This window comes from Sphingobacteriaceae bacterium (assembly GCA_002319075.1).
Lineage (GTDB): Bacteria > Bacteroidota > Bacteroidia > B-17B0 > Aurantibacillaceae > Aurantibacillus.
Genome location: NVQB01000001.1, coordinates 930,325 through 949,913, shown reverse-complemented (window position 1 = coordinate 949,913; position 19,589 = coordinate 930,325). Strand labels below are relative to the sequence as shown.

16 protein-coding genes are annotated in these 19,589 nt (G+C 40.2%); 1 reads left to right on the top strand and 15 read right to left on the bottom strand.

What is annotated here, in order from left to right; translation table 11 throughout:
- The 8 genes from CNR22_04280 to CNR22_04245 all read right to left on the bottom strand — a co-directional run bounded on the left by CNR22_04280 (position 1) and on the right by CNR22_04245 (position 10,746).
- Positions 1-909 carry a sulfate adenylyltransferase subunit CysD gene (locus CNR22_04280; GenBank protein ID PBQ31018.1) on the bottom strand — a complete coding sequence of 303 codons (909 nt, stop codon included), beginning with the start codon at positions 907-909 and terminating at the stop codon, positions 1-3.
- 21 nt (positions 910-930) lie between these two features.
- The gene (locus tag CNR22_04275; protein PBQ34811.1) at positions 931-1,635 is read right to left on the bottom strand and encodes a phosphoadenylyl-sulfate reductase; all 705 of its coding nucleotides are present in this window, start codon (positions 1,633-1,635) and stop codon (positions 931-933) included.
- A gap of 7 nt (positions 1,636-1,642) precedes the next feature.
- Positions 1,643-2,650, bottom strand: a complete 1,008-nt coding sequence (locus CNR22_04270) for a ferredoxin--NADP(+) reductase (protein ID PBQ31017.1) — start codon at positions 2,648-2,650, stop codon at positions 1,643-1,645.
- 3 nt (positions 2,651-2,653) lie between these two features.
- On the bottom strand, positions 2,654-4,123 hold the full coding sequence (locus CNR22_04265) for a siroheme synthase (protein PBQ31016.1): 1,470 nt from the start codon (positions 4,121-4,123) through the stop codon (positions 2,654-2,656).
- Between the two features lie 28 nt (positions 4,124-4,151).
- Positions 4,152-7,028 carry an energy transducer TonB gene (locus tag CNR22_04260; GenBank protein ID PBQ31015.1) on the bottom strand — a complete coding sequence of 959 codons (2,877 nt, stop codon included), beginning with the start codon at positions 7,026-7,028 and terminating at the stop codon, positions 4,152-4,154.
- Between the two features lie 121 nt (positions 7,029-7,149).
- Complete coding sequence (cobA, locus tag CNR22_04255; protein ID PBQ31014.1) at positions 7,150-7,920, bottom strand: uroporphyrinogen-III C-methyltransferase; 771 nt, start codon at positions 7,918-7,920, stop codon at positions 7,150-7,152.
- A gap of 1 nt (position 7,921) precedes the next feature.
- Positions 7,922-10,009 (bottom strand): nitrite reductase, encoded by a 2,088-nt coding sequence (locus CNR22_04250; GenBank protein ID PBQ31013.1) that lies wholly within the window; start codon positions 10,007-10,009, stop codon positions 7,922-7,924.
- Positions 10,010-10,290: 281 nt separating this feature from the next.
- Positions 10,291-10,746, bottom strand: coding sequence for a transcriptional regulator (locus tag CNR22_04245; GenBank protein PBQ31012.1), 456 nt, complete (start codon positions 10,744-10,746; stop codon positions 10,291-10,293).
- A gap of 144 nt (positions 10,747-10,890) precedes the next feature.
- Between CNR22_04245 and CNR22_04240 the strand changes: the two genes are divergently transcribed.
- Positions 10,891-12,201, top strand: coding sequence for an alpha-ketoglutarate transporter (locus CNR22_04240; GenBank protein ID PBQ31011.1), 1,311 nt, complete (start codon positions 10,891-10,893; stop codon positions 12,199-12,201).
- A gap of 71 nt (positions 12,202-12,272) precedes the next feature.
- On the opposite strand, the gene CNR22_04235 is transcribed toward CNR22_04240, so the two are convergent.
- The 7 genes from CNR22_04235 to CNR22_04205 form a co-directional block, all read right to left on the bottom strand.
- Positions 12,273-13,214, bottom strand: coding sequence for an AraC family transcriptional regulator (locus CNR22_04235; GenBank protein ID PBQ31010.1), 942 nt, complete (start codon positions 13,212-13,214; stop codon positions 12,273-12,275).
- A gap of 29 nt (positions 13,215-13,243) precedes the next feature.
- A complete protein-coding gene (locus tag CNR22_04230) occupies positions 13,244-13,681 on the bottom strand; it encodes a hypothetical protein (GenBank protein ID PBQ31009.1) in 438 nt (145 codons plus the stop codon).
- A 17-nt stretch (positions 13,682-13,698) separates the two neighbouring features.
- Positions 13,699-14,043: a hypothetical protein gene (locus CNR22_04225; GenBank protein ID PBQ31008.1), complete on the bottom strand. Its 345-nt coding sequence runs from the start codon at positions 14,041-14,043 to the stop codon at positions 13,699-13,701.
- A gap of 51 nt (positions 14,044-14,094) precedes the next feature.
- Entirely contained in the window at positions 14,095-14,859 is a 765-nt protein-coding gene (locus tag CNR22_04220) for a short-chain dehydrogenase (protein PBQ31007.1), read from the bottom strand.
- 44 nt (positions 14,860-14,903) lie between these two features.
- Positions 14,904-15,677, bottom strand: a complete 774-nt coding sequence (locus CNR22_04215; GenBank protein PBQ31006.1) for a short-chain dehydrogenase — start codon at positions 15,675-15,677, stop codon at positions 14,904-14,906.
- 124 nt (positions 15,678-15,801) lie between these two features.
- On the bottom strand, positions 15,802-16,239 hold the full coding sequence (locus CNR22_04210; GenBank protein ID PBQ31005.1) for a tRNA-specific adenosine deaminase: 438 nt from the start codon (positions 16,237-16,239) through the stop codon (positions 15,802-15,804).
- Positions 16,240-16,532: 293 nt separating this feature from the next.
- The gene (locus CNR22_04205) at positions 16,533-19,541 is read right to left on the bottom strand and encodes a hypothetical protein (GenBank protein PBQ31004.1); all 3,009 of its coding nucleotides are present in this window, start codon (positions 19,539-19,541) and stop codon (positions 16,533-16,535) included.
- Between the last annotated feature and the right edge of the window lie 48 nt (positions 19,542-19,589).

The following is a 19,589-nucleotide window of genomic DNA, read 5'->3' as shown; positions in this document are numbered from 1 at the left end:
TTAAAAATACCCGCCTTTTTTACGGTCTTCCATTGCCGCTTCACTTACTTTATCGTCCATTCGCGTTGCGCCTCGCTCACTGACCCTGGCATCTTTTAATTCAAGAATGATGTCGTCCACTTTAGTAGCTTCACTTTCCACGGCAGCTGTGCAAGTCATATCACCAACGGTTCTATAGCGTACATTTCTTGTAACTATTACATCGTTTTCATCCAACTTTATAAATTCATTAACGTTCATAAGTTGGCCGTTTTCGGTTAATACACACTCACGTTGATGGGTAAAATAAATGGAAGGCAATTGAATGTTTTCGCGTTTGATGTAATTCCAAACATCGAGTTCCGTCCAGTTGCTTATCGGAAATACGCGAACGTTTTCTCCTTTGTTTATTTTTCCGTTGTAGATATTCCAAAGTTCGGGTCTTTGCATTTTCGGATCCCATTGCCCGAATTCATCTCGTATAGAAAAGATCCTTTCTTTGGCCCGGGCTTTTTCTTCGTCGCGGCGAGCCCCGCCAATGCAGGCGTCAAATTCAAATTCTTCAATTACGTCCAGCAAAGTATAAGTTTGTAATCCGTTCCGGCTGGGAAATTTTCCTTTACCGTCCTGCAGTTTTTTTTGTTTGATCGTATCTTCTACTTTTCTGACAATGAGTTTTTCTCCAAGTTCTTTTGCAAGCTTATCCCGGTAAGCAATGGCCTCCGGGAAATTATGCCCTGTATCCACGTGTACCAGGGGAAAGGGAAATCTACCAGGACGAAAGGCCTTTAAGGCCAGATGCACTAAACAAATACTGTCTTTTCCGCCACTGAATAAGAGCGCAGGTTTATCGAATTGTCCGGCCACTTCTCTCAAAATATAAATGGCTTCTGCTTCCAGCTCATCTAAATAATCTTTTTGTTTTGTCATTTCTCTTTTCTCTTTTAGTTTCTATTTGTGTTCATGAAGCCCACATTCTTTTTTGTCATTTTGTTCCCACCACCAACGTCCGGCACGAAAGTCTTCTCCTTCTTTTACTGCCCGTGTGCAAGGGCCGCAGCCAATACTTACAAACCCTTTATCATGCAAACTATTGTAAGGAATATTAAATTTTTTAACGTAGTCTTTTGTTTCTTCAAAAGTCCAGTCAATGATAGGATGAAATTTAATGATGTTGTTGGATTCGTCCCATTCAAGAGCGGGCATACCTTTGCGGTTGCCCGATTGTTCGGCGCGGATGCCGGTGACCCATATTTTATGCCCTTCTAAAGCTCGCTTCAGCGGTTGCACTTTTCTAATAAAACAGCATTCTTTTCTGTTCTCTACCGATTCATAAAAGCTGGAAGGACCTTTTCCTGTCACTAATTTTTCGACACTTTCTGTTTGAGGGTAATACGTGTGAATGGTTTGTTTGTAGCGTTCTAAGGTGCTTTGTAAAACAGAATAGGTTTCAGGAAACAAGCGACCGGTATCTAAAGTAAACACTTTAACAGGCAAATTATTTGAAAAAATAAAATGACTTATTACCTGGTCTTCGTAACCGAGACTCGTGGAAAAAACGACCTGGTCTGGGAATCTCTCGCAGAGCAGTTTTAAGGCTTGCTCTGGCGACGCCCCTTGCGTGAGTTCAATAAGATTATTTAGTTCTTTCAGCATAGTAGTTTTAGAATGCATTAACGCCATTAACGGTTGTGTATTTCATGGTGTATTTTACACCGGGATTTATGTATTTGTAAGCGCTGTGAGCCATGAGAGAAGCTTCATGAAATCCGCAGAGAATTAGTTTTAGTTTGTTTTTGTAAGTATTGATGTCACCAATAGCATAAATACCCGGAATGTTCGTGGAGTAATCATCTGTGTTTACTTCAATGGCGTTTTTATCGATATTTAAACCCCAGGCTTCAATTGGCCCTAATTTGGGGCTTAAGCCAAAAAGCGGCACTAAATGATCTGTATCAATTACCGTTTGTTCATTGGTTTTGCTATTGGTAAGGGCAACGCTTTTTAGTTTTCCATTTCCATTCACATAATTTAAATTGGAATTTAAATGGAGGTTTATTTTTCCTTCTTCGGCAAGCTTAAGTACTTTAGACACACTGTCGGGAGCGCCTCTAAAAGATTCGCTTCTGTGAACAAGTGTGAGCTCTGAACAAATTTCACTTAAGTAAATTGTCCAGTCGAGTGCGCTGTCTCCCGCGCCGGCAATTACCATTTTCTGATCCCTGTATTTTTCCGGATCAAGAATCATGTAGTTAACACCTTTTCCATTTTCGAATCTGGCGAGTCCTTCTACTTCTGGTTTGCGAGGCTCAAAGCATCCCAGTCCTGCAGCGATAACTACAACCTTTGCGTTTATCTGGGTTCCCATGTTTGTAGTAAGTAGAAAATCAGTTTCCTGTTTTTCTAAAGTTTCAATGCGCTCTCCTAAAGTATAGCCTGGGTGAAAAGGTTCAGCTTGTTTTGCGAGATTATCAATAAGTTCTTGCGCAAGCACACTTGGAAATCCGGGGATATCATAAATAGGTTTTTTCGGATAAATCTCAGAAAGCTGTCCTCCAATCTGAGGAAGGTAATCGATGAGGTGGCAACGCATTTTCAAAAGGCCTGCTTCAAAAACAGCGAAAAGTGCAACGGGTCCGGCGCCAACAATGGCGATATCTGTAGTGATCATAATTTAAAATAAAATACGTTGTAGACTTAAAATAATAACTGCGATTCCTACCAAAAGCATGATAGATCGCGCTGGAATTTTATTGGCGAGAAAAGCGGCAAGGGGTGCTGCAATTACACCTCCAATAATCAAACCGGCAATAATTGTCCAATGCGTTAAACCAATGAGTGTGATAAAAGTCAGGGAGCTCGAGAGGGCGATAAAAAATTCAGCAAGATTTACACTTCCAATAGTATACTTCGGATTTCTTCCTCTTACAATCAGAGTGGAGGCAACAATTGGTCCCCAGCCTCCACCACCTATAGAATCAAGGAATCCGCCTACCAATGCCAGAGGAAATATTCTTTTAATTTTCTGGCGAATTTTGTCTTTGTTCAGGGCTTTAAAAATGATAATAAGACCAAGAATAAGTGTGTATACTGAAACTAAAGTTTTTATAATAGATCCATAACTCTGGAAAGAAGATAAAATATACGCGCCAAGAATTGCTCCTATAACGCCCGGAATTAAAAGACTCTTAAAAAGTTTTGTGTTTACATTTCCGAATTTCAAATGCATGAGCCCGGATACACCACTGGTGAAAACTTCTGAGGCATGCACGCTTGCGCTGGATGCAGCAGGAGATACGCCAAATGAGAGTAAGAACGTTGTAGCAGTTATACCATAAGCCATGCCAAGCGCACCATCAATCATCTGCGCCACGAAGCCAGCCAGGATGTAAAGTAAAATGGAAGCGTCTACACTTTGTGCAAGAAGATACGCGTAGCCTCCCAGTACATCTGGCGGAAGAAAAAATCCAACGAGGTAGCCGGCTATCAATAAAGCGGGAATGGAAAGACTGTAAATCCACAAACGTTGTTTACTGATTTTATTTTCTTTTTTTATTCCGTCTTTTGCCAGGCTTGCCGTAATTGTATTGAGCTGCTTTACCTTTTCAGTGAAGTCGCCGCTGAGGTGTTTACGAATTTCGGTGAGACTTTCAATAGATTCGTTTATTTCATGCGGAAAAAAGTCTTCAAAAGTCTCGCGGATACGCTTTGCAAGCGTTGGGGATTTACCATTTGTGGAAACGGCAATTTTCACTTGCCCTTTCTGAACAATTGATCCTAGGTAAAAGTCACACTGTTCAGGAGTGTCTGCCACGTTGGCGAGTATGTTTTTTTGTTTGGCCAAATTTTTTATGATGAGACTTTCTGGTTTGTTATTAATCGCAATGATTACTAGATCCTTGTCAGTCAAATCTTCTGATTCAAAAGGGCGTTGATAAATCTTAAGGTTTGGAAAAGAATTCTGAAATAATCTTATTTCTTCGGAAACACTAGTTGCAATAAGCGTAACGTTTGCAGAAGGACTGTTCTTCAGCAAGGCTGTAACTTTTTCATGTCCGACTTTTCCGCCGCCTATAACCAGCACACGAAAGTCTTCCAATTTGAGGAACACAGGGAAAAGATTATTTTTTAGTTCTGCTGACATAAGTGTTTTGTAAGGTTGCCCATTTTTTTTAGGAACCGCTGTCGGTTGTTTTGTTTTTAAATTTAAGATCGTAAGTAACGCTGATGTAATAAAGTCCGCCTATAGTAGGCCCTGCTGCGTACTGGTAATAACGTTTGTTCAGAATATTAGTTCCGCCTGCTTTTACAACGGTATTTATCTTTGGAATATGATATGAGATTTGCGCGTCGAATGTATTAAAAGACGGTACATTTCCTGTCGCCAAAGGACTTTCCCATAAATAATTTTGTTGCCATTTCCAAACGATGTTGAATCCAAAATGTTTGTAAAGCTCGCGGTTTCCGAATTGGATATTGGTAGACCATTCAGGGGTATTAAATCCTGTAATAAAAATGTCATTTTTATCGAGTGTTTTGAGACCGTTGTAATTCAGGTTTCCTGAAATAGAATAAGTCTTGTAGAAATTATAACTCAATCTTAAAGAAGAACCATAACTAAAATAAGTGTTCTTTGCGTTGGTGAATACACGGTAACGTACATTACGCTGTCTGGTATAAGCGTCGAAAGCAGCACTGTCAGAACCCACAGCGCCTGAGGTTGGAACGCCCACTTCCACCTGGCCTAAAAATCCTTTTTCGATGTTGTAATAAAAATCCCAGTCGACCACCACACGGTTTTTAAACACTACAGCTTTATAACCCGCATCGAAAGCCTGGATATGCTCTGGTTGTAATTGTTGTAAGTTCGCAACTTCCAGCACAGATTTATTTTTTAGGATCGCTGCGTTTCTTGTAAGTCCTGCGGCGATAGCGTTATTTACTGCGCTTGAAAAATTATCAATACTTGCTTTAGTATAAGAATTTTCGAGGAAACCCAGCCCGTCATTTACTTTTGGTAAACCTCCTACCCGTCGCACCCCGCCGTTATTTACAAAAGAAAGTGCTTCAAATAAAGCGGGAAAACGGTAACCATCCTGATAAGAAACACGTACGTTGTGTTGTTTTAAAAAAGTGTATACGATTGCAATGCGCGGATTAAATTTGCCTTCAAAATCAAAATTTTTATCATAACGTAAGGAGCCGATAATTTTTAAATTATCCTTCAGTAGTTTTTTTGTTCCCTGAACAAATCCGCCGACTTTGCTGTAATAAACATCATTACCGCCTGGAGTGGTTCTTTCATTGAGCGGTTTACTGAAATCCACAAAATTATTTCCATCAGGAATAACATCATTCACACGTGCATCGGCTCCCACTAAAACGTCGATATATTTGGACGTGTATTTACTTAAATCATATTGAATGTCTGAATGAAAAAGTCTGCTGCGTTGCCAAAGTGCTGCGCCACCGGTTTTTGGCGCGTCAGATATTAAAGATGCGTGGTCCCAGTTATTTATCTTCACAATTTCATTTTGCATGGCTATAAATTCAGGATTACCAGCTGTGTATCTTCCTGCGTCGGCTTTCGCGCGTGCAATTTGATTTGCTGTCACAAGATCTGTTCCAGCATTCACCGCATTTTGAAGTGCTATTTTGTAATCATTGCCCCATGTTTTATTGTCTTTAAAACTAAGATCAAGATTATCGGAGAGAGGTTTTAAATTGTAAGAATCTCCTGTGTTTTCAATGGAGGTGTATGCACGAAAAGTCACAGCTTGTCCTTTGACTTCTATGGCATGATTTTGAAGTGTTGCATTTTTCAATTGGATTTTATTGCCTCTTTGAAACACTCCGTCCATTTGTCCAAACCGGTATTTGTAACTGATCTCAACTTTATTAGTAGGTTTGTAATGCAGAGCTCCGTCTATTTTAATATTTTTTACATTGGGATCAACCAGATCTTTCTCTTCCCAACCAGTGCGACGAACATTGAGGGTTTGAGTTTTCCCCTGGTAGTTAACTATTACAGGGATAGTGTTATTACTTTCGTTTCCGTAATTATTCCAACCATCATAAGCGGGATTCGTGTTTTGTGAAGTAAACTCGGGAAATTTGGGATTTGAAGATGTGAGCTGGTAAGGATTTTGATCCGTCGGGCTGGACGATACCCAGTCTACACCCTGGAAATAAGAAGCGTTAAATTTGTATGCAAAACGTTCTTTAGAGCCAATCGTATTCGCGATACGAAAAGCAGATTCGCTCATAAAACTTAAACCGTGATCGATATTGTCCACATGATTAACTCCGGTACGTTGATAGACGCCCACCCCTTTAAATAAAAAGGGATTTTTAGTAAAAGAGTTGGAGAGTCCGTTAATAGAATTCACGCCATACAAGGCGGATGAGGAGCCCGGAATTATTTCGACACTTTTAATGTCGAGTTCATTGGGACCAATTGTATTGCCAAGGGCCATTCCAAGCGTTGGTGACTGAATATCGATGCCGTCAACCAGTTGTGTAAAACGAAAGTTATTAGGCGAGTTAAATCCACGGGTATTCGGAACCTTAAACGTTAAGCTACCAGTTGTCATTTGAACACCTTTCACATTTTCGAGGGCGTCGAAGAAAGTAGGAGCGGGAGTCTCGCGAATGGTAATTATATCTAGTTTATCAATAGCAACAGGAGATTTAAGAATACTTTCTTCCGTGCGTGAAGCTGAAACGACTACTTCATCAATTAAAAGTGTTTGGGGATTTAATTCCAGCTTGATTTTAGTCGTTTCATTTTCGACTAAAAATTCCTGGTTTTGATAGCCTGTATAGCTTACTACGAGGGTAAATGGAAATTTAGACGAAGACTTTAAAGTGAATTTCCCTTCTGAATTTGTTGTACTAACCACGTTGCTGCCTTTCATCTGAATGATTGCGCCAACAAGCGCGTCATTGTTTTTTTTATCACGGATTTCTCCGCTAACCTGGAGTAAATTATTTTGAGCTGTAAGTTTAATAGTAAAGAGGAATGCTAACAGGTAAAATGGTGTTTTCATAAAATGGGTTGATACAAATTTTGAGAGTTAATAAAGTATGTGTAGTCGCTTAAAGCGAAGGGCAAACTTTAACAACATCGCTCAAAATAAACCAATATGAATATTCTGTATTTTGGATACATTAGTTTAAAAAGGTATTTAAAGAAAAATCCGATTTTAACACCAGGCTTTGTGGCTTTACAACCTCGCCGATAACAATAACGGCGGGCGCTTTTATCTTTTTGGTTTCAGTAATTGTGAGTATCGATTCAATGTTGCCTCTGGCAATAGTTTGAGTAGGTAATGAACCATCCTGAATAATGGCAATTTCTGTTTTTTCTTTCCCTTCTTTGCTAAAAATTTCTACTATTTCTTTTAATTTGTTCAGACCCATTAAAATAATAATGGTTGCATCTGTTTTTGCAGCAAGCAGAATGTCTTTAGAAAGTTCATTGTTTTTTGTTGTTCCTGTCAGTACCCAAAAACTTTCGCTGCTTCCTCTGTGTGTCACAGGAATTCCCGCTAAAGCAGGAACAGCAATAGAGCTCGAAACGCCGGGGATAACAGTGGTTTCAATGTTAAACGCTAAGGCATGTTGCATTTCTTCCATACCCCTTCCGAAAACAAATGAGTCTCCTCCCTTCAAACGCACCACGTGTCCATGTGTAAACGCCAGGTCTACAATCAGGTTATTAATTTGCTCCTGTGTATAGGCATGTAAATTTTTACGTTTGCCAACAAATATTTTTAAGGAGCCAGATGGAGCGCTTTTTAAAAGTTCTTTGTTAACGAGCGCATCGTATAAAACAACGTCTGCTGTTTTTAATGCTTTGAGTCCTTTAAGGGTAATAAGCTCTTTATCGCCTGGGCCAGCGCCTATGAGGGTTAACTTTGGATTTATCTGTTTTGACATATTAATTCTGTTTAGAAGTTCTGTAATTTTTTACCTGTGCTAAAAAAGCACTTGCCTGGTTAAAGTAGAATTCGGAAAAGTTGGCAGTGGGTTCATTTTTATTTATTTGAAGAACTACTTCTTTAAAAGTAGGTTCAATCGTTATTAATCCATTTTCCACGAAGTGTTTATCGAAATCGGATATTAGACTGTGATGTGTGTTGACATGCACTTCGGCATCGAGTAGTAAGCCTTTTGCAGCATGAATAAATGCCGCATAAGAATAATAGATGCTGTCAGAGAATTTTTGATTTTCAAAGGCTTCAGCACTCCAGTTTAATTTTTCTTCGCTTTCATAAAATAAAGTCTGAACCAAATCAATGATCACACTGGCGCACTCTCCCACACCAATGGCAGTGCTGAATTTTTCCTGCGAACCCCAATCGAAAAACTCTGAGTTGTTTAAGGTGGAATTATCGGCTATCGGTTTTAGAAGTTGATAGAAATAGTCTTTTCCCTTTTTATCGTAATAAGAATTAAAGTATTCGCCTTCCACGGCATTATTTTCAAAATCATTAAAAAGCATTCTTAAAACATCAGGAGCTCTTTTACTCGCTACCTTAATTACTTTTTCCGAAATCCTGCCCTCGCCGTTGCTTTTTGTTCCTCCGCCCAGGAGTACTTGCAGGGCGGGAACCACGTTTGTTCCTACTTTAAAGGAACTCCCGTGAAATCCGATTTGAGCCAGGCCATGCTGACCGCAGGAATTCATGCATCCGCTGATTTTGATACGGATGTCGTGGTTGTAGATAAGTTCAGGGTACTCTGTCGTAATAACTTTTTCGAGTTCCAAGGAAATGTTAGTACTGTTAGAAATCGCGAGGTTGCAGGTGTCTGTTCCCGGACAGGCAGTAATGTCGGCAACGGAATTAAATCCTGGACTCGCAAGTTCCAATTCATTTAACGCGAAAAACAGAAAGGGTAAAGTTTCTTTAGTTACGAATCTTAAAAGAATACCCTGATTGATAGTAATCCTCAAATCCGCGGAATCAGCGTACAGATCAATAACGTTAGCCAGGGCGCGTGCTTTTTGCGAAGAGATATTTCCCAAAGGGATTTTTAGATAGACTCCAAAATAACCGGGTTGTTTTTGTTGGAAGGTATTGGTCCGCAGCCATGTTGAGTATTCAGCGTCATCAATAGCTGGTAAAGATCCAAGCTCCCTTTTCTCAAGCTCAGGATAAAGGGTTGCCGCATCAACTTTCACAGTCTTGTTGGCGATGGCCTTTTCTTCTTCCTCTGTTAATTTTAAAAATTCAGCAATTCCAATTTTCTGAATAAGGTATTTGATCCGCGCTTTGTGGCGACTCGCTCTTTCTCCGTAACGGTCGAACACGCGGATACTGGACTCTACAAACGGAATAAGTTTATCTTCCGGCAAAAATCCGAAAGCTACCTGCGCCAGGAAAGGTTGTGCTCCGAGTCCACCCCCGACCATCACTTTAAAACCTCTTTCGCCTTGGGGATTTATTTTGGGAATAAATCCAAAATCATGAATGTATGTTACAGCGGTATCTTTGTCGTTATTCGAAAAAGCAATTTTTATTTTTCGTCCTAGTTCTTGTCCAAAAGGTTTACGCAGGAAATAGCTGAACAAAGCCTGAGCATAGGGTGAGACGTCAAAAACTTCATCCGGATCAATTCCTGCTTCGGCCGAAGCAGTGATGTTACGTACTGTATTTCCGCAAGCTTCACGCAAGGTGATATCATCTTTTTCAAGTTCAGCCCATAATTGAGGAGTTTTGTCAAGACTGACATAATGCACCTGTATGTCCTGGCGGGTTGTAAGATGGAGGTTGCCGTTTGAATACTCATCGCTGATATTGGCAATGCGAACTAGTTGTTTTGTGCTTAATTTTCCAAATGGTAATTTAATGCGGATCATCTGCACGCCCTGCTGACGTTGTCCGTACACGCCACGTGCAAGACGCAGGCTCCGGAATTTGTCCTCATGGATTTTCCCTTCTCTGAATTCCCTTATCTTTCTTTCAAGATCGAGGATATCTTTTTCAACTACTGCGTTTTCTAATTCTGTTCTGAAACTTTGCATTTTCTTTAACTCTGATTAAACCTGATTCTAACTACTTTATCTCAATAAAAAAGCCCCGCCGTTATCACGGAGGGGCAGTTTTTTAACTATCCATTCCGTCACAGAACCCGTTGCATCTTGCAGCAACACATCATAGACGAATGGTTTTTTAAAGCGATGTAGAATTTTGTTTTCATTTTTACTTCGGCAAATTACAGTGTTTTATTCCGACTGTGCAAGTAAAAATGTGTTTATTTTATATAAGTCCTATGGGAATGATAGGAATTAATATCCTGTATGGGTCATTTGCGCTGAGATTTTGATTTTTTCTCCAATTTTTTTTCTCGTAAAATAATATCGGCCAAACTGGTTTTAGAAAGAATTTTAATGCTGGCTTCGCGAACTTCGAGTATCACATTCCTTAAGCCGCAAATTTGTTCGTTAGGACATTCGTTGCATGATTCATAGAAATTAAGACTAACGCAAGGCAGCAGGGCAATGGGGCCGCCGGTTGACCGGATGACATTACTCAGCATAATTTCTTCCGGGTGTTTTGTCAGATAATAACCCCCGGTAGAGCCCATTTTACTGCCTACAATACCCTGGTTTCTTAATTCCAGTAAAATAGCTTCCAGGAATTTACGTGGAATCTTTTCAGTTGCTGCGATCTCTGAAATGCGCATTGGTTTTTGCTCCTTGTATACTTTAGCCAATGATAACAAGGCTTTTATGGCGTATTTGGTTTTTTTCTGTAACATCTGGAATAAATGATTTATCAAATATACTACTAATTTAGTAGGAATTAAAAACTTTTTCCCATTTCAAAATAATTTAGTGGTAGAGCACTTTTCGGAAGTATTAAAACAAAACGAAAATACTTACATTTAGCAAACAAACTCAGTATGGAACAGGAAAAAATATCAGGAAAAAGACTCAAGGCGATTATTGGCGGCTCTATTGGCAATCTTGTGGAATGGTATGACTGGTATGCGTATTCGGCTTTCTCGCTTTATTTTTCAGCGACTTTTTTTCCCAGGCAGGATGAAACGGCTCAGTTGTTAAATACGGCGGGAATTTTTGCTGTAGGCTTTTTAATGCGTCCCATCGGTGGATGGTTGTTTGGAGGAATAGCCGATAAAATTGGTCGTAAGCAAGCGATGACTTTGTCGGTTTTATTGATGTCGTTCGGATCTTTACTAATTGCTTTAACACCAGGTTATAATTCGATAGGTGTGGCGGCTCCTGTATTTTTAATGCTCGCAAGGCTTTTGCAGGGATTGAGTGTAGGTGGAGAATATGGTGTATCAGCAACGTATTTAAGTGAAATGGCTACCGAAAATCGTAGAGGTTTTTATTCCAGTTTTCAATATGTCACTTTGGTTGGTGGACAATTGATTGCTTTAGGGATTCAGTTACTCCTGCAAAGAATTTTCCTCACAGAAGAGCAGTTGCATGCCTGGGGTTGGCGCATTCCCTTTGTAATTGGAGCTATTCTGGCCTTGATTGCCTTGTACCTGCGTCGTAATTTACATGAAACAGATTCTTTCGAAGCGCAAAAAGAGTCGAAGAAAAAAGGTTCTATTTCTGAACTATTAAAACATCCCAAAGCTGTTCTAACGGTTGTGGGGTTGACGTTAGGAGGAACGCTTGCATTTTACACTTACACAAACTATATGCAAAAATTTCTGGTAAATACCGTTCATCTTACAAAAGGCGAATCCACTTTAATTTCTTTTATCTCCCTTTTGCTTTTTATTTTTATACAACCTTTGTTCGGTGCGCTATCAGACAAAATAGGACGCAGGCCTTTATTAATCAGCTTCGGAATTTTAGGGACAATATTTACTGTTCCCCTACTAACAGCTTTAGGAAATACACAGTCACAGTGGACTGCGTTCTTTTTATTAATGGCTGGCTTAATCATTGTAAGCGGTTACACCAGTATTAATGCGGTTGTAAAAGCAGAACTTTTTCCGGCACAAGTGCGGGCTCTCGGTGTTGGTCTGCCTTACGCCTTAACGGTTGCAATTTTTGGTGGAACGGCCGAATACTTAGCCCTATGGTTTAAAAACGAGGGCCATGAAAGTTATTTCTACTGGTATATTACCGGTTGTATTTTTATTTCGTTACTTGTGTATGTCTCTATGAAAGACACAAAAAAAAGTTCTAAGATTAATGAGGATTTGAAACCTTCTACAACTGATCTTATATAGCGAAAGCGGCGATCTAAAGCCCGGTAGTATTTTGTGTCTCTTTTATTTAACGAATTCAGAGAGTCGTTGCCCTATGTCGCCTGGTTTCTGATTGTGTTAGGAGAAACAGACGTTTGCTTTTTAAAAAAAGTAGAAAAGTGAGAAAGTTGCTCAAAGCCCAAACTGTAGGCTATTTCAGAAATATTCCAATCGCTGTGTCTTAATAAAATTTTTGCTTCCTGAACGAGTCTGCCATTTATATGTTCGGTGGTAGTTTTGCCGGTACTTTCTTTTAAAACTTTGTTTAGATGATTTATATGAACGGATAACTGGTGAGCATAATCTTTAGCCGATCGCAAATTTACTTTCTGACCGGGAGTAGCAATGGGAAATTGTCTTTCTAAAAGATCCATGAAAAGAGAAGAAACTCTTGCTGAAGCATTGTGCGTAACAAGCTCTGATGTGAGAGGCTGGAGTTTCTGCCCGAAATGAATTAACTCTAAAACATAATTTCTTATAAGGTCGTATTTATAGGCGTAATCAGATTTTAATTCAGTCTGTATCTTTTTAAAAATGTTTTTTACGTTTTCGATGTCCTCTGAAGATATTTCGAACACCGGAAAACCGCCAGCCTGGAAGATCGGAAGTTCATCTAATACAAAGCCGGCATTTCCTGAAATTAAAAAGTCGGCAGTGAAAATGCAAAAGAAGCCGTCTGTTACTTCTTCCTGTGGGATCCAGTTATAAGGAATTTTTGGAGTGCCATAAACCAAAGCGTAACGCTCAATCTGTATCACCCTGTCGGCATATTCGCAAATGCTTTTAGCGCAAACCAAACTAATTTTGTAATAGGTTTTGCGATTGTAGGGCATAGCATTGTCACCACCGGTATATCTTAAAGCAAGGTCTTTTACGTCTACAATATTTACATGACCATGCTCGCTATCAAGGCCATTCGGCAATAAATAATCCATTCCCCCTTCGGTGACCGCAGCAAGTTTTTCGTAAAATTCGAGGAGCGAGCTTGATTGCATGATAAACAAATTTAATAAAGATAAGGCTTTTAGTGATACTGATTTTCGGCTAATGATTTGAGTACAACGTGAGTGATTTCTGAAATGTAATTTCTAAGCAGGTCGTGTTTATAGGTGTAATGAGAATTTATTTCCTGCAACATTTTTGTGAAAATAGAAGTTACATGTGAATCTTCTTTTTCGTTAAGCGAATAAAAGGTACCTCTTTTAGTTCCGTAGGAGATAAGGTCTATTTTGTCGGTGATGACTTTTGAAAAGAAAGTTCTCGAAAAAAGGCAGAGAAACCCTTCTTCGCCGGCACTATGTATTAAAGGGGTTCCGGGATAATCAAATACAAGGCTCGCAAACCCCTGGGTTTGATTTTTTAAAAAAATAATTTTGTAGAATTCTCCGGTTTTAATTTGGGGAATGTTTCCAACCCGGAATTTTTCTAATTTAAAAACACAAATTATTGTGGGATCTTTCATGGTACTCTAAAAGATAGTTATTTTTTTAATGGATGTCCCAGATAGATGAGAACAAGCGGAAAAAGCAAAAATGGAGTTTCTATAAGTGCCGCTTTTACGTTGCCTGTACTTAGTTGAAAACAGATGAGTAAAATAAACATAAGCGCGGAGAGGACGTTGCCGGTAAAAAAACTCTGTGGAAACAGAATCAGTAAAGCCGTAACGAGCGTTAGTAAGCTTAACAGTAATTGTAGTGTTTTATTTAGTCCCCATGAAACTAAAATTGGATCTCCCCCTGGACTATTGTTGCGCAAGCCTTCCCAGCCATGTTTAAAACTGAGGGCCGCTGTTACAAGAATGAGTATAGCGCTTATTATTTTCATGATTTTTAATTTAAAGAGCAGAATTTTTATCTGATTCTGCTCTTATGTATGTTATAAGTTCATTCCTCCTGATACTTCTATGCGCTGGGCATTAATCCATCTTGCATCTTCGCTGCAAAGAAAAGCTACCACACCGCCAATATCGTCTGGAAGTCCCACGCGTCCGAGTGCTGTAAGAGAAGCCAGATGTTTATTTATATCGGCATTATCTCTCACAGAGCCACCGCCAAAATCTGTTTCAATGGCACCTGGAGCTACCACGTTTACCGCAATGCCACGCGCGCCCAACTCTTTAGCCATGTATTTACTGAGCGTTTCAATAGCACCTTTCATAGAGGCGTAAGCGGCGTATCCAGGGGAACTAAATCGTGCCAGTCCTGTTGAAATATTAATAATTCTTCCGCCATCATTTAAAAATGGAAGCGCTTTTTGGGTCAAAAAATAAACACCTTTAAAGTGAATATTCATTAGTTCATCAAATTGTTCTTCTGTAGTTGCTTCAAAAGAGTTGTAGATTCCGATCCCGGCGTTGTTTACTAAGAAATCGAAGTGCCCGCTGCTGAAATTGTTTTTCAGAACGTCTTTTAGTGCTGTGAAGAATGCTGTAAAGCTTTTTGTATCACCTGCGTTTAATTGCAGGGCGATCGCTTTCCGACCCCTGTTTTCGATTTCTTTCACGGTTTTTGTGGCTTCTTCTTTGTTTGAGTTGTAGGTGAAGATAATATCAACTCCTTTTGCAGCAAGGCTCAAAGCCATGTTTTTTCCCAGTCCGCGACTTGCACCGGTTATGAGTGCGATTTTGTTTTTAGTTGTCATTTTTTATTTTTTATTTTTTGATTTTTGTATGAGTTAATTCGTGTTTACTGTTCTGCAAGCATTGCATCTACGGGTTTACTTAATAGTTTTAAAAACTGATCAGGAATCAAACGGCTGAGAAGTTTCATTGCTTTTGCCATACCAGGATAGATTTCGTAAGTATCGTTATGCAATCCTTTAATAGCCAGGTCTACCAGTTTATTTGGATCCATAGCGGTTCTACTGTCCACATCTTTTGAGAATTTAGCAGCAAGCGGAGTATTCGCTGCGGGTGCAATCAATTCAAAAACTTTTATGTTTGTTTTTTTTAATTGAACTCTTAAAGACCTGGTATAAGAACGCAGGCCCGATTTTGTTGCGCCATAAACGGGTGAGATAGGAAAAGGAACCAGGGCAAGTCCTGAAGTAACATTCAGAATAGCAGCTTCGGGTTTTGTTTTTAAAAAGGGAAGAAAGTGTTGTATCATGCGGATTGGCCCCGATAAATTAATTTCTATCTCCCTCGTGATGTTATGAATGTCGTTGGCAGGATCGTGCAAATTAATCCTTCTCATTTCTCCAGCATTATTAATAAGAATACTTAAGGCAGGAAATTGTTTTGTGACGTGTGTAAAAAGATGAAGAATGTCATCCACCTTACTCACGTCGCTCTGAAAAGTATGAATGGAAGGAAATTGATTTTTTACAAGAGCTAGTTTATCAGCGTCGCGCCCGGTTATTATAACAGTGTTACCCCCTTTAAAAAGTTTTTCAGCAAAGAGCAATCCAAAGCCGCTGGTGCCTCCAGTAATTAGAATTGTTTTGTTTTTTAAATCCATGACTTGTTTAATTTACAAGACAAAGGTAGGCAGGGTAGGATGGAGGGTGTTTACGCAGATCAATCCATTAGTTATCAAATTCAAATAAGAATGCGCGCTACATCAGGCGACGAAGTGTTGCAAGTTACTCAAAGAGGTCTTTACATTCATTTTCCAAAACTCCAGTAATGATTTCCGGAGGATTTCTCCATTTAGAAATACTTGTGTCGAGTAGGAGAGGATAAGAAGAGCTGTAACCGCCAATATCACCAGAGCCTGCGCCAACAACAATTTTTTTAACACCGTGTTGGCGCAGTACATATGAGCACATAATGCAAGGTTCGTGAGTGCTATATAAAATGCAATCAGACAAGTCTGAACTGTTTAAATAAAGTCTTGCATGCCGGATTGCTTCTATCTCTGCATGAAAGGTGATATCCTTTTGTGACTTACCGCTTTCTATGCCTTCGCCAATGATTCTTTCGTTGACTACAATTAGCGCTCCAACCGCACTATCCCCGCGTGCCTTGGCAATCTTCGCCAATTCAATGCACCTTTTCATGTAAAAAAAATCATCATTCATAGAGGATGTGAAGATATTAAGGATTTATGAATTTAGTTTTGATACTACATGACTGGGTTGGTAGTAGTGCATTATTTTATTGCAGTTTAATATTAAAAATAGCACATAAAAGCCAATGAAAAGAGTGATTCAGGGAGTAATTACTTTAGAAATATTAAGAATGAAATTCTAATAGAACTACCATGGCGATTTGTCAAAAACCAGCTTCTTAAAAATAGAACTGAATAAAAAAAAAGACCAGCTTTAACGCTGGCCTTTAATAATGAGATATACACGATTAATACCTTGCAGAACTACTGAGTAACAATTCTAAAATTTTTGCTTATTCTTTGACTCTGAAGTTTAACAAAATACATGCCTTTGGCATAAGCGGTCATGTCAATGGTTTGAACCTTGTCCTCTGTGCTAAGGCTCATTACAACTCTACCGGTTTCATCAAAAATGAACAGGTTTTTTCGCCCGTCAAAATTGAAGTTAGCTGTAAGTACGCCATTAGAAGGGTTGGGAAAAAAGTTCACTAAAACATCCGCGTCTTCCGTTTTTGAGAAACCCGTACAAAGATCAACCACCTGCATAACGGTTGCTGTATTTACGCAACCATTCAGATCCGTTCCACTAACTGTGAAAGTTGCAGATAAAGCAACCCCGGAGGAGAAAACGATGTCAGGAGTATTCTCCAGCGAGCTCCAGGTATAAGTGGTTGCTCCGTTCGCGGTTAGTGTGGCAGTTTCACCAGAACAAATGGTAGCATTTGAGCTTGCAACAGTCACTATCGGTAAACCGTTAACCGTTACTGTTGTGGTAAGTGGCTGTGAAGCACAACCATTTACGTCGGTGCCTGTTACCGTGTAGAAAGAAGTGCTCACCGGCGACACTGTGAAGTTGCCACCACTGATTGTGTAGTTTAGGGCTCCTGAAGGAATGAGAGTAGTGGCGTTTCCCGAACAAATCGTTGGACTATTCAGGCTGAGTGTTGGTGTGGCATTTACTGATACAGTGGTAATTGCTGTATTAGAAGATAAACATCCGTTCAGATTTGTACCCGTAATGGAATAAGAAGTGGTTGTAGTTGGCGAAAGTGTAAAACTGCCGCCAGTAATACTGTAGGTGTCGGCGCCGCTGGGAACAATGTTTACCTGCTCACCGGCACAAATAACCGAATTGCTAACCACAACTGTGGGGCTTGTGTTTACCGAAATGGTTGCTACTGCTATGTTATTTGATTGACAGCCGTTCGCGTCAGTTCCCGTTACTGAATAAGAAGTACTTGTATTTGGCATAACCGTAAATGTATTGCCGGTAATGCTGTATGACATTGCTCCAGTGGGAGTGATAACAACGCTTGTGCCAGAGCAAATAGTTGCATCATTTACGGCGATGGTTGGCGAAGCGTTAACAGAAATTGTCGCTACTACTGTATTAGAAGAGAGGCATCCGTTACTGCTTCCTGTTATGCTGTAAGAAGTAGTAGTAGCAGGTGAGACACTGAAATTGGATCCACTTATACTGTAAGATGTAGCTCCGCCTGGAGTAATACTGATGGAAGTTCCTGAACAAATAGTAGAATTACCTACCGATATGGTTGGCGTAATATTTACCGATATGGTTGCTATTGCAGGACCAGATGTTACGCAACCAGCGGTGCTTGTACCAGTTACAGAGTAAGTTGTTGTAGTGCCGGGTGTAACGGTAAAGGTATTGCCGCTAATGCTATAATTTGAGGCACCTGTGGGAATAATTGTAAAAGAGCTTCCTGAGCAAATTACTCCGCTGTTAACGCTAACCGTTGGCAGTGGGTTAACTAAAACAGAAACACTGCTGCTGGCTGCACAGCCATAACTATCAGAAGCGGTAACTGTGTACGATGTGTTCACAGAAGGTGTTGCAGCAAGTGTACCTGAATTTGATCCGGTGGTCCATGTGTAGGTAATGGCTCCGGTGCCGCCGCCAGCATTTGCAGTTAGAGTCAAGGTTTCACCTGCACATATAGAAGGAGAGGTAGCCGTGGTTGTTAGAGATACGGCAGGAGGTGTTGAAATGCTCAGGGTATTGCTGCTGATGCAGTCATTTGCATCCTTTACTGTTACGCTGTAAGTTCCGGGGTTTAATGCTACAACTGAGGTTGTAGATGAGCTGGACCAGGAATAAGTATAAGGAGCAGTTCCCCCGGTGGCATTTACTGAAGCGCTTCCCATTGAAACGCAGGTTGCGTTAGCGGTAGTTGTTGTACTAACCAGTAAAGGTGGATCACTGAAAATCGCTGACATCAGATTAGCGCAGCCATAGGTATCTGTAACGGTAACGGAATGTGTACCGGGAGGAAGACCTGATACAGAAGAAGAGGTAGCACCTGTTGACCAGGAATAAGTATAAACCCCTGATCCACCCGTGGCACTTACGCTGGAGGTTCCGGTACCACCATGACATGGAATTCCGCTTGAATAAAAAGTATAAAAAATAGGACTAGGTTCTGTAACATTCACTGTGGTAACTGTTGTGCAGGTATTTGCATCTGAAATACTAACCGTATAAACGCCCGCATAAAGAAATGAGCCAGTAGAACCAATTTGCGAATTCGACCACAGGTAATCGTAAGGTACTGTCCCCCCGGATGCTGTAACTGTAGCACTGCCGAAACTGCTATTACAGGCAGGTGGAGTTATAGCGTTGCTACTTGTTAAAGCGGGTGGTTGTGTAATGCTTAGCGTTTTTGTCAGAGAAATTCCATCGACGTTTGTTATGACTACACTGTAGTTTCCTGCTGACAATCCTGTTGCAACAGAAGATGTTCCTCCCGAAGGCAGCCACGAATAGGTGAAAGGTGCCCCGCCACCAGCTATAACGGTTGCTGCTCCTGTTGTCCCCGCGTTACATAAAACATTTGTGCTTACTATACTTCCGGAAACGGTAGATAAACCATTTACCGTGAACTTCCAGGCTCCAGTAGCGGTGCCCGTTCCGGTATAAAGGATGTAATTAAGTGCAGGATTAAGAACGTAAGTAAATGTGCCGGGGTTAGAAGTACTGGCCACAACCGAATTACCTTGAACAACGGAAAGGAAGAGTGCGTTCGCGGCGGGTGCATTTGTAAAGGTTACTGAAATCGTGCCGCCGGTGTTAGGTGCCAGCTTATAATATTCAATGTCTGTGAATGAATAGCTCCCGCTGAAGCTTCCGTTGGAGCTCAGGGTTTGAACTCCTGAATCTGTAATCATGTTATTGGGTTCTGTCTCTGCTGTCTGCGCCAAAACAGTTACGCTTAAAAAGCAGGCCGTAATAAATAAGAATAGGTTTTTTTTCATGGTCAGGTATAAGTGCTTACAATTTAAGCCGGCAAAAATAATAAATAC

Excerpts from the sequence above, each read along its gene's own strand:
- CNR22_04265 (PBQ31016.1), bottom strand. The coding sequence starts at position 4,123 with ATGTCAGCAGAACTAAAAAATAATCTTTTCCCTGTGTTCCTCAAATTG.
- CNR22_04220 (PBQ31007.1), bottom strand. The coding sequence starts at position 14,859 with ATGACAACTAAAAACAAAATCGCACTCATAACCGGTGCAAGTCGCGGA.
- CNR22_04260 (PBQ31015.1), bottom strand. The coding sequence starts at position 7,028 with ATGAAAACACCATTTTACCTGTTAGCATTCCTCTTTACTATTAAACTT.
- CNR22_04245 (PBQ31012.1), bottom strand. The coding sequence starts at position 10,746 with ATGTTACAGAAAAAAACCAAATACGCCATAAAAGCCTTGTTATCATTG.
- CNR22_04215 (PBQ31006.1), bottom strand. The coding sequence starts at position 15,677 with ATGGATTTAAAAAACAAAACAATTCTAATTACTGGAGGCACCAGCGGC.
- CNR22_04230 (PBQ31009.1), bottom strand. The coding sequence starts at position 13,681 with ATGAAAGATCCCACAATAATTTGTGTTTTTAAATTAGAAAAATTCCGG.
- CNR22_04210 (PBQ31005.1), bottom strand. The coding sequence starts at position 16,239 with ATGAATGATGATTTTTTTTACATGAAAAGGTGCATTGAATTGGCGAAG.
- CNR22_04275 (PBQ34811.1), bottom strand. The coding sequence starts at position 1,635 with ATGCTGAAAGAACTAAATAATCTTATTGAACTCACGCAAGGGGCGTCG.
- cobA (PBQ31014.1), bottom strand. The coding sequence starts at position 7,920 with ATGTCAAAACAGATAAATCCAAAGTTAACCCTCATAGGCGCTGGCCCA.
- CNR22_04280 (PBQ31018.1), bottom strand. The coding sequence starts at position 909 with ATGACAAAACAAAAAGATTATTTAGATGAGCTGGAAGCAGAAGCCATT.
- CNR22_04240 (PBQ31011.1), top strand. The coding sequence starts at position 10,891 with ATGGAACAGGAAAAAATATCAGGAAAAAGACTCAAGGCGATTATTGGC.
- CNR22_04235 (PBQ31010.1), bottom strand. The coding sequence starts at position 13,214 with ATGCAATCAAGCTCGCTCCTCGAATTTTACGAAAAACTTGCTGCGGTC.
- CNR22_04225 (PBQ31008.1), bottom strand. The coding sequence starts at position 14,043 with ATGAAAATAATAAGCGCTATACTCATTCTTGTAACAGCGGCCCTCAGT.
- CNR22_04270 (PBQ31017.1), bottom strand. The coding sequence starts at position 2,650 with ATGATCACTACAGATATCGCCATTGTTGGCGCCGGACCCGTTGCACTT.
- CNR22_04205 (PBQ31004.1), bottom strand. The coding sequence starts at position 19,541 with ATGAAAAAAAACCTATTCTTATTTATTACGGCCTGCTTTTTAAGCGTA.
- CNR22_04250 (PBQ31013.1), bottom strand. The coding sequence starts at position 10,009 with ATGCAAAGTTTCAGAACAGAATTAGAAAACGCAGTAGTTGAAAAAGAT.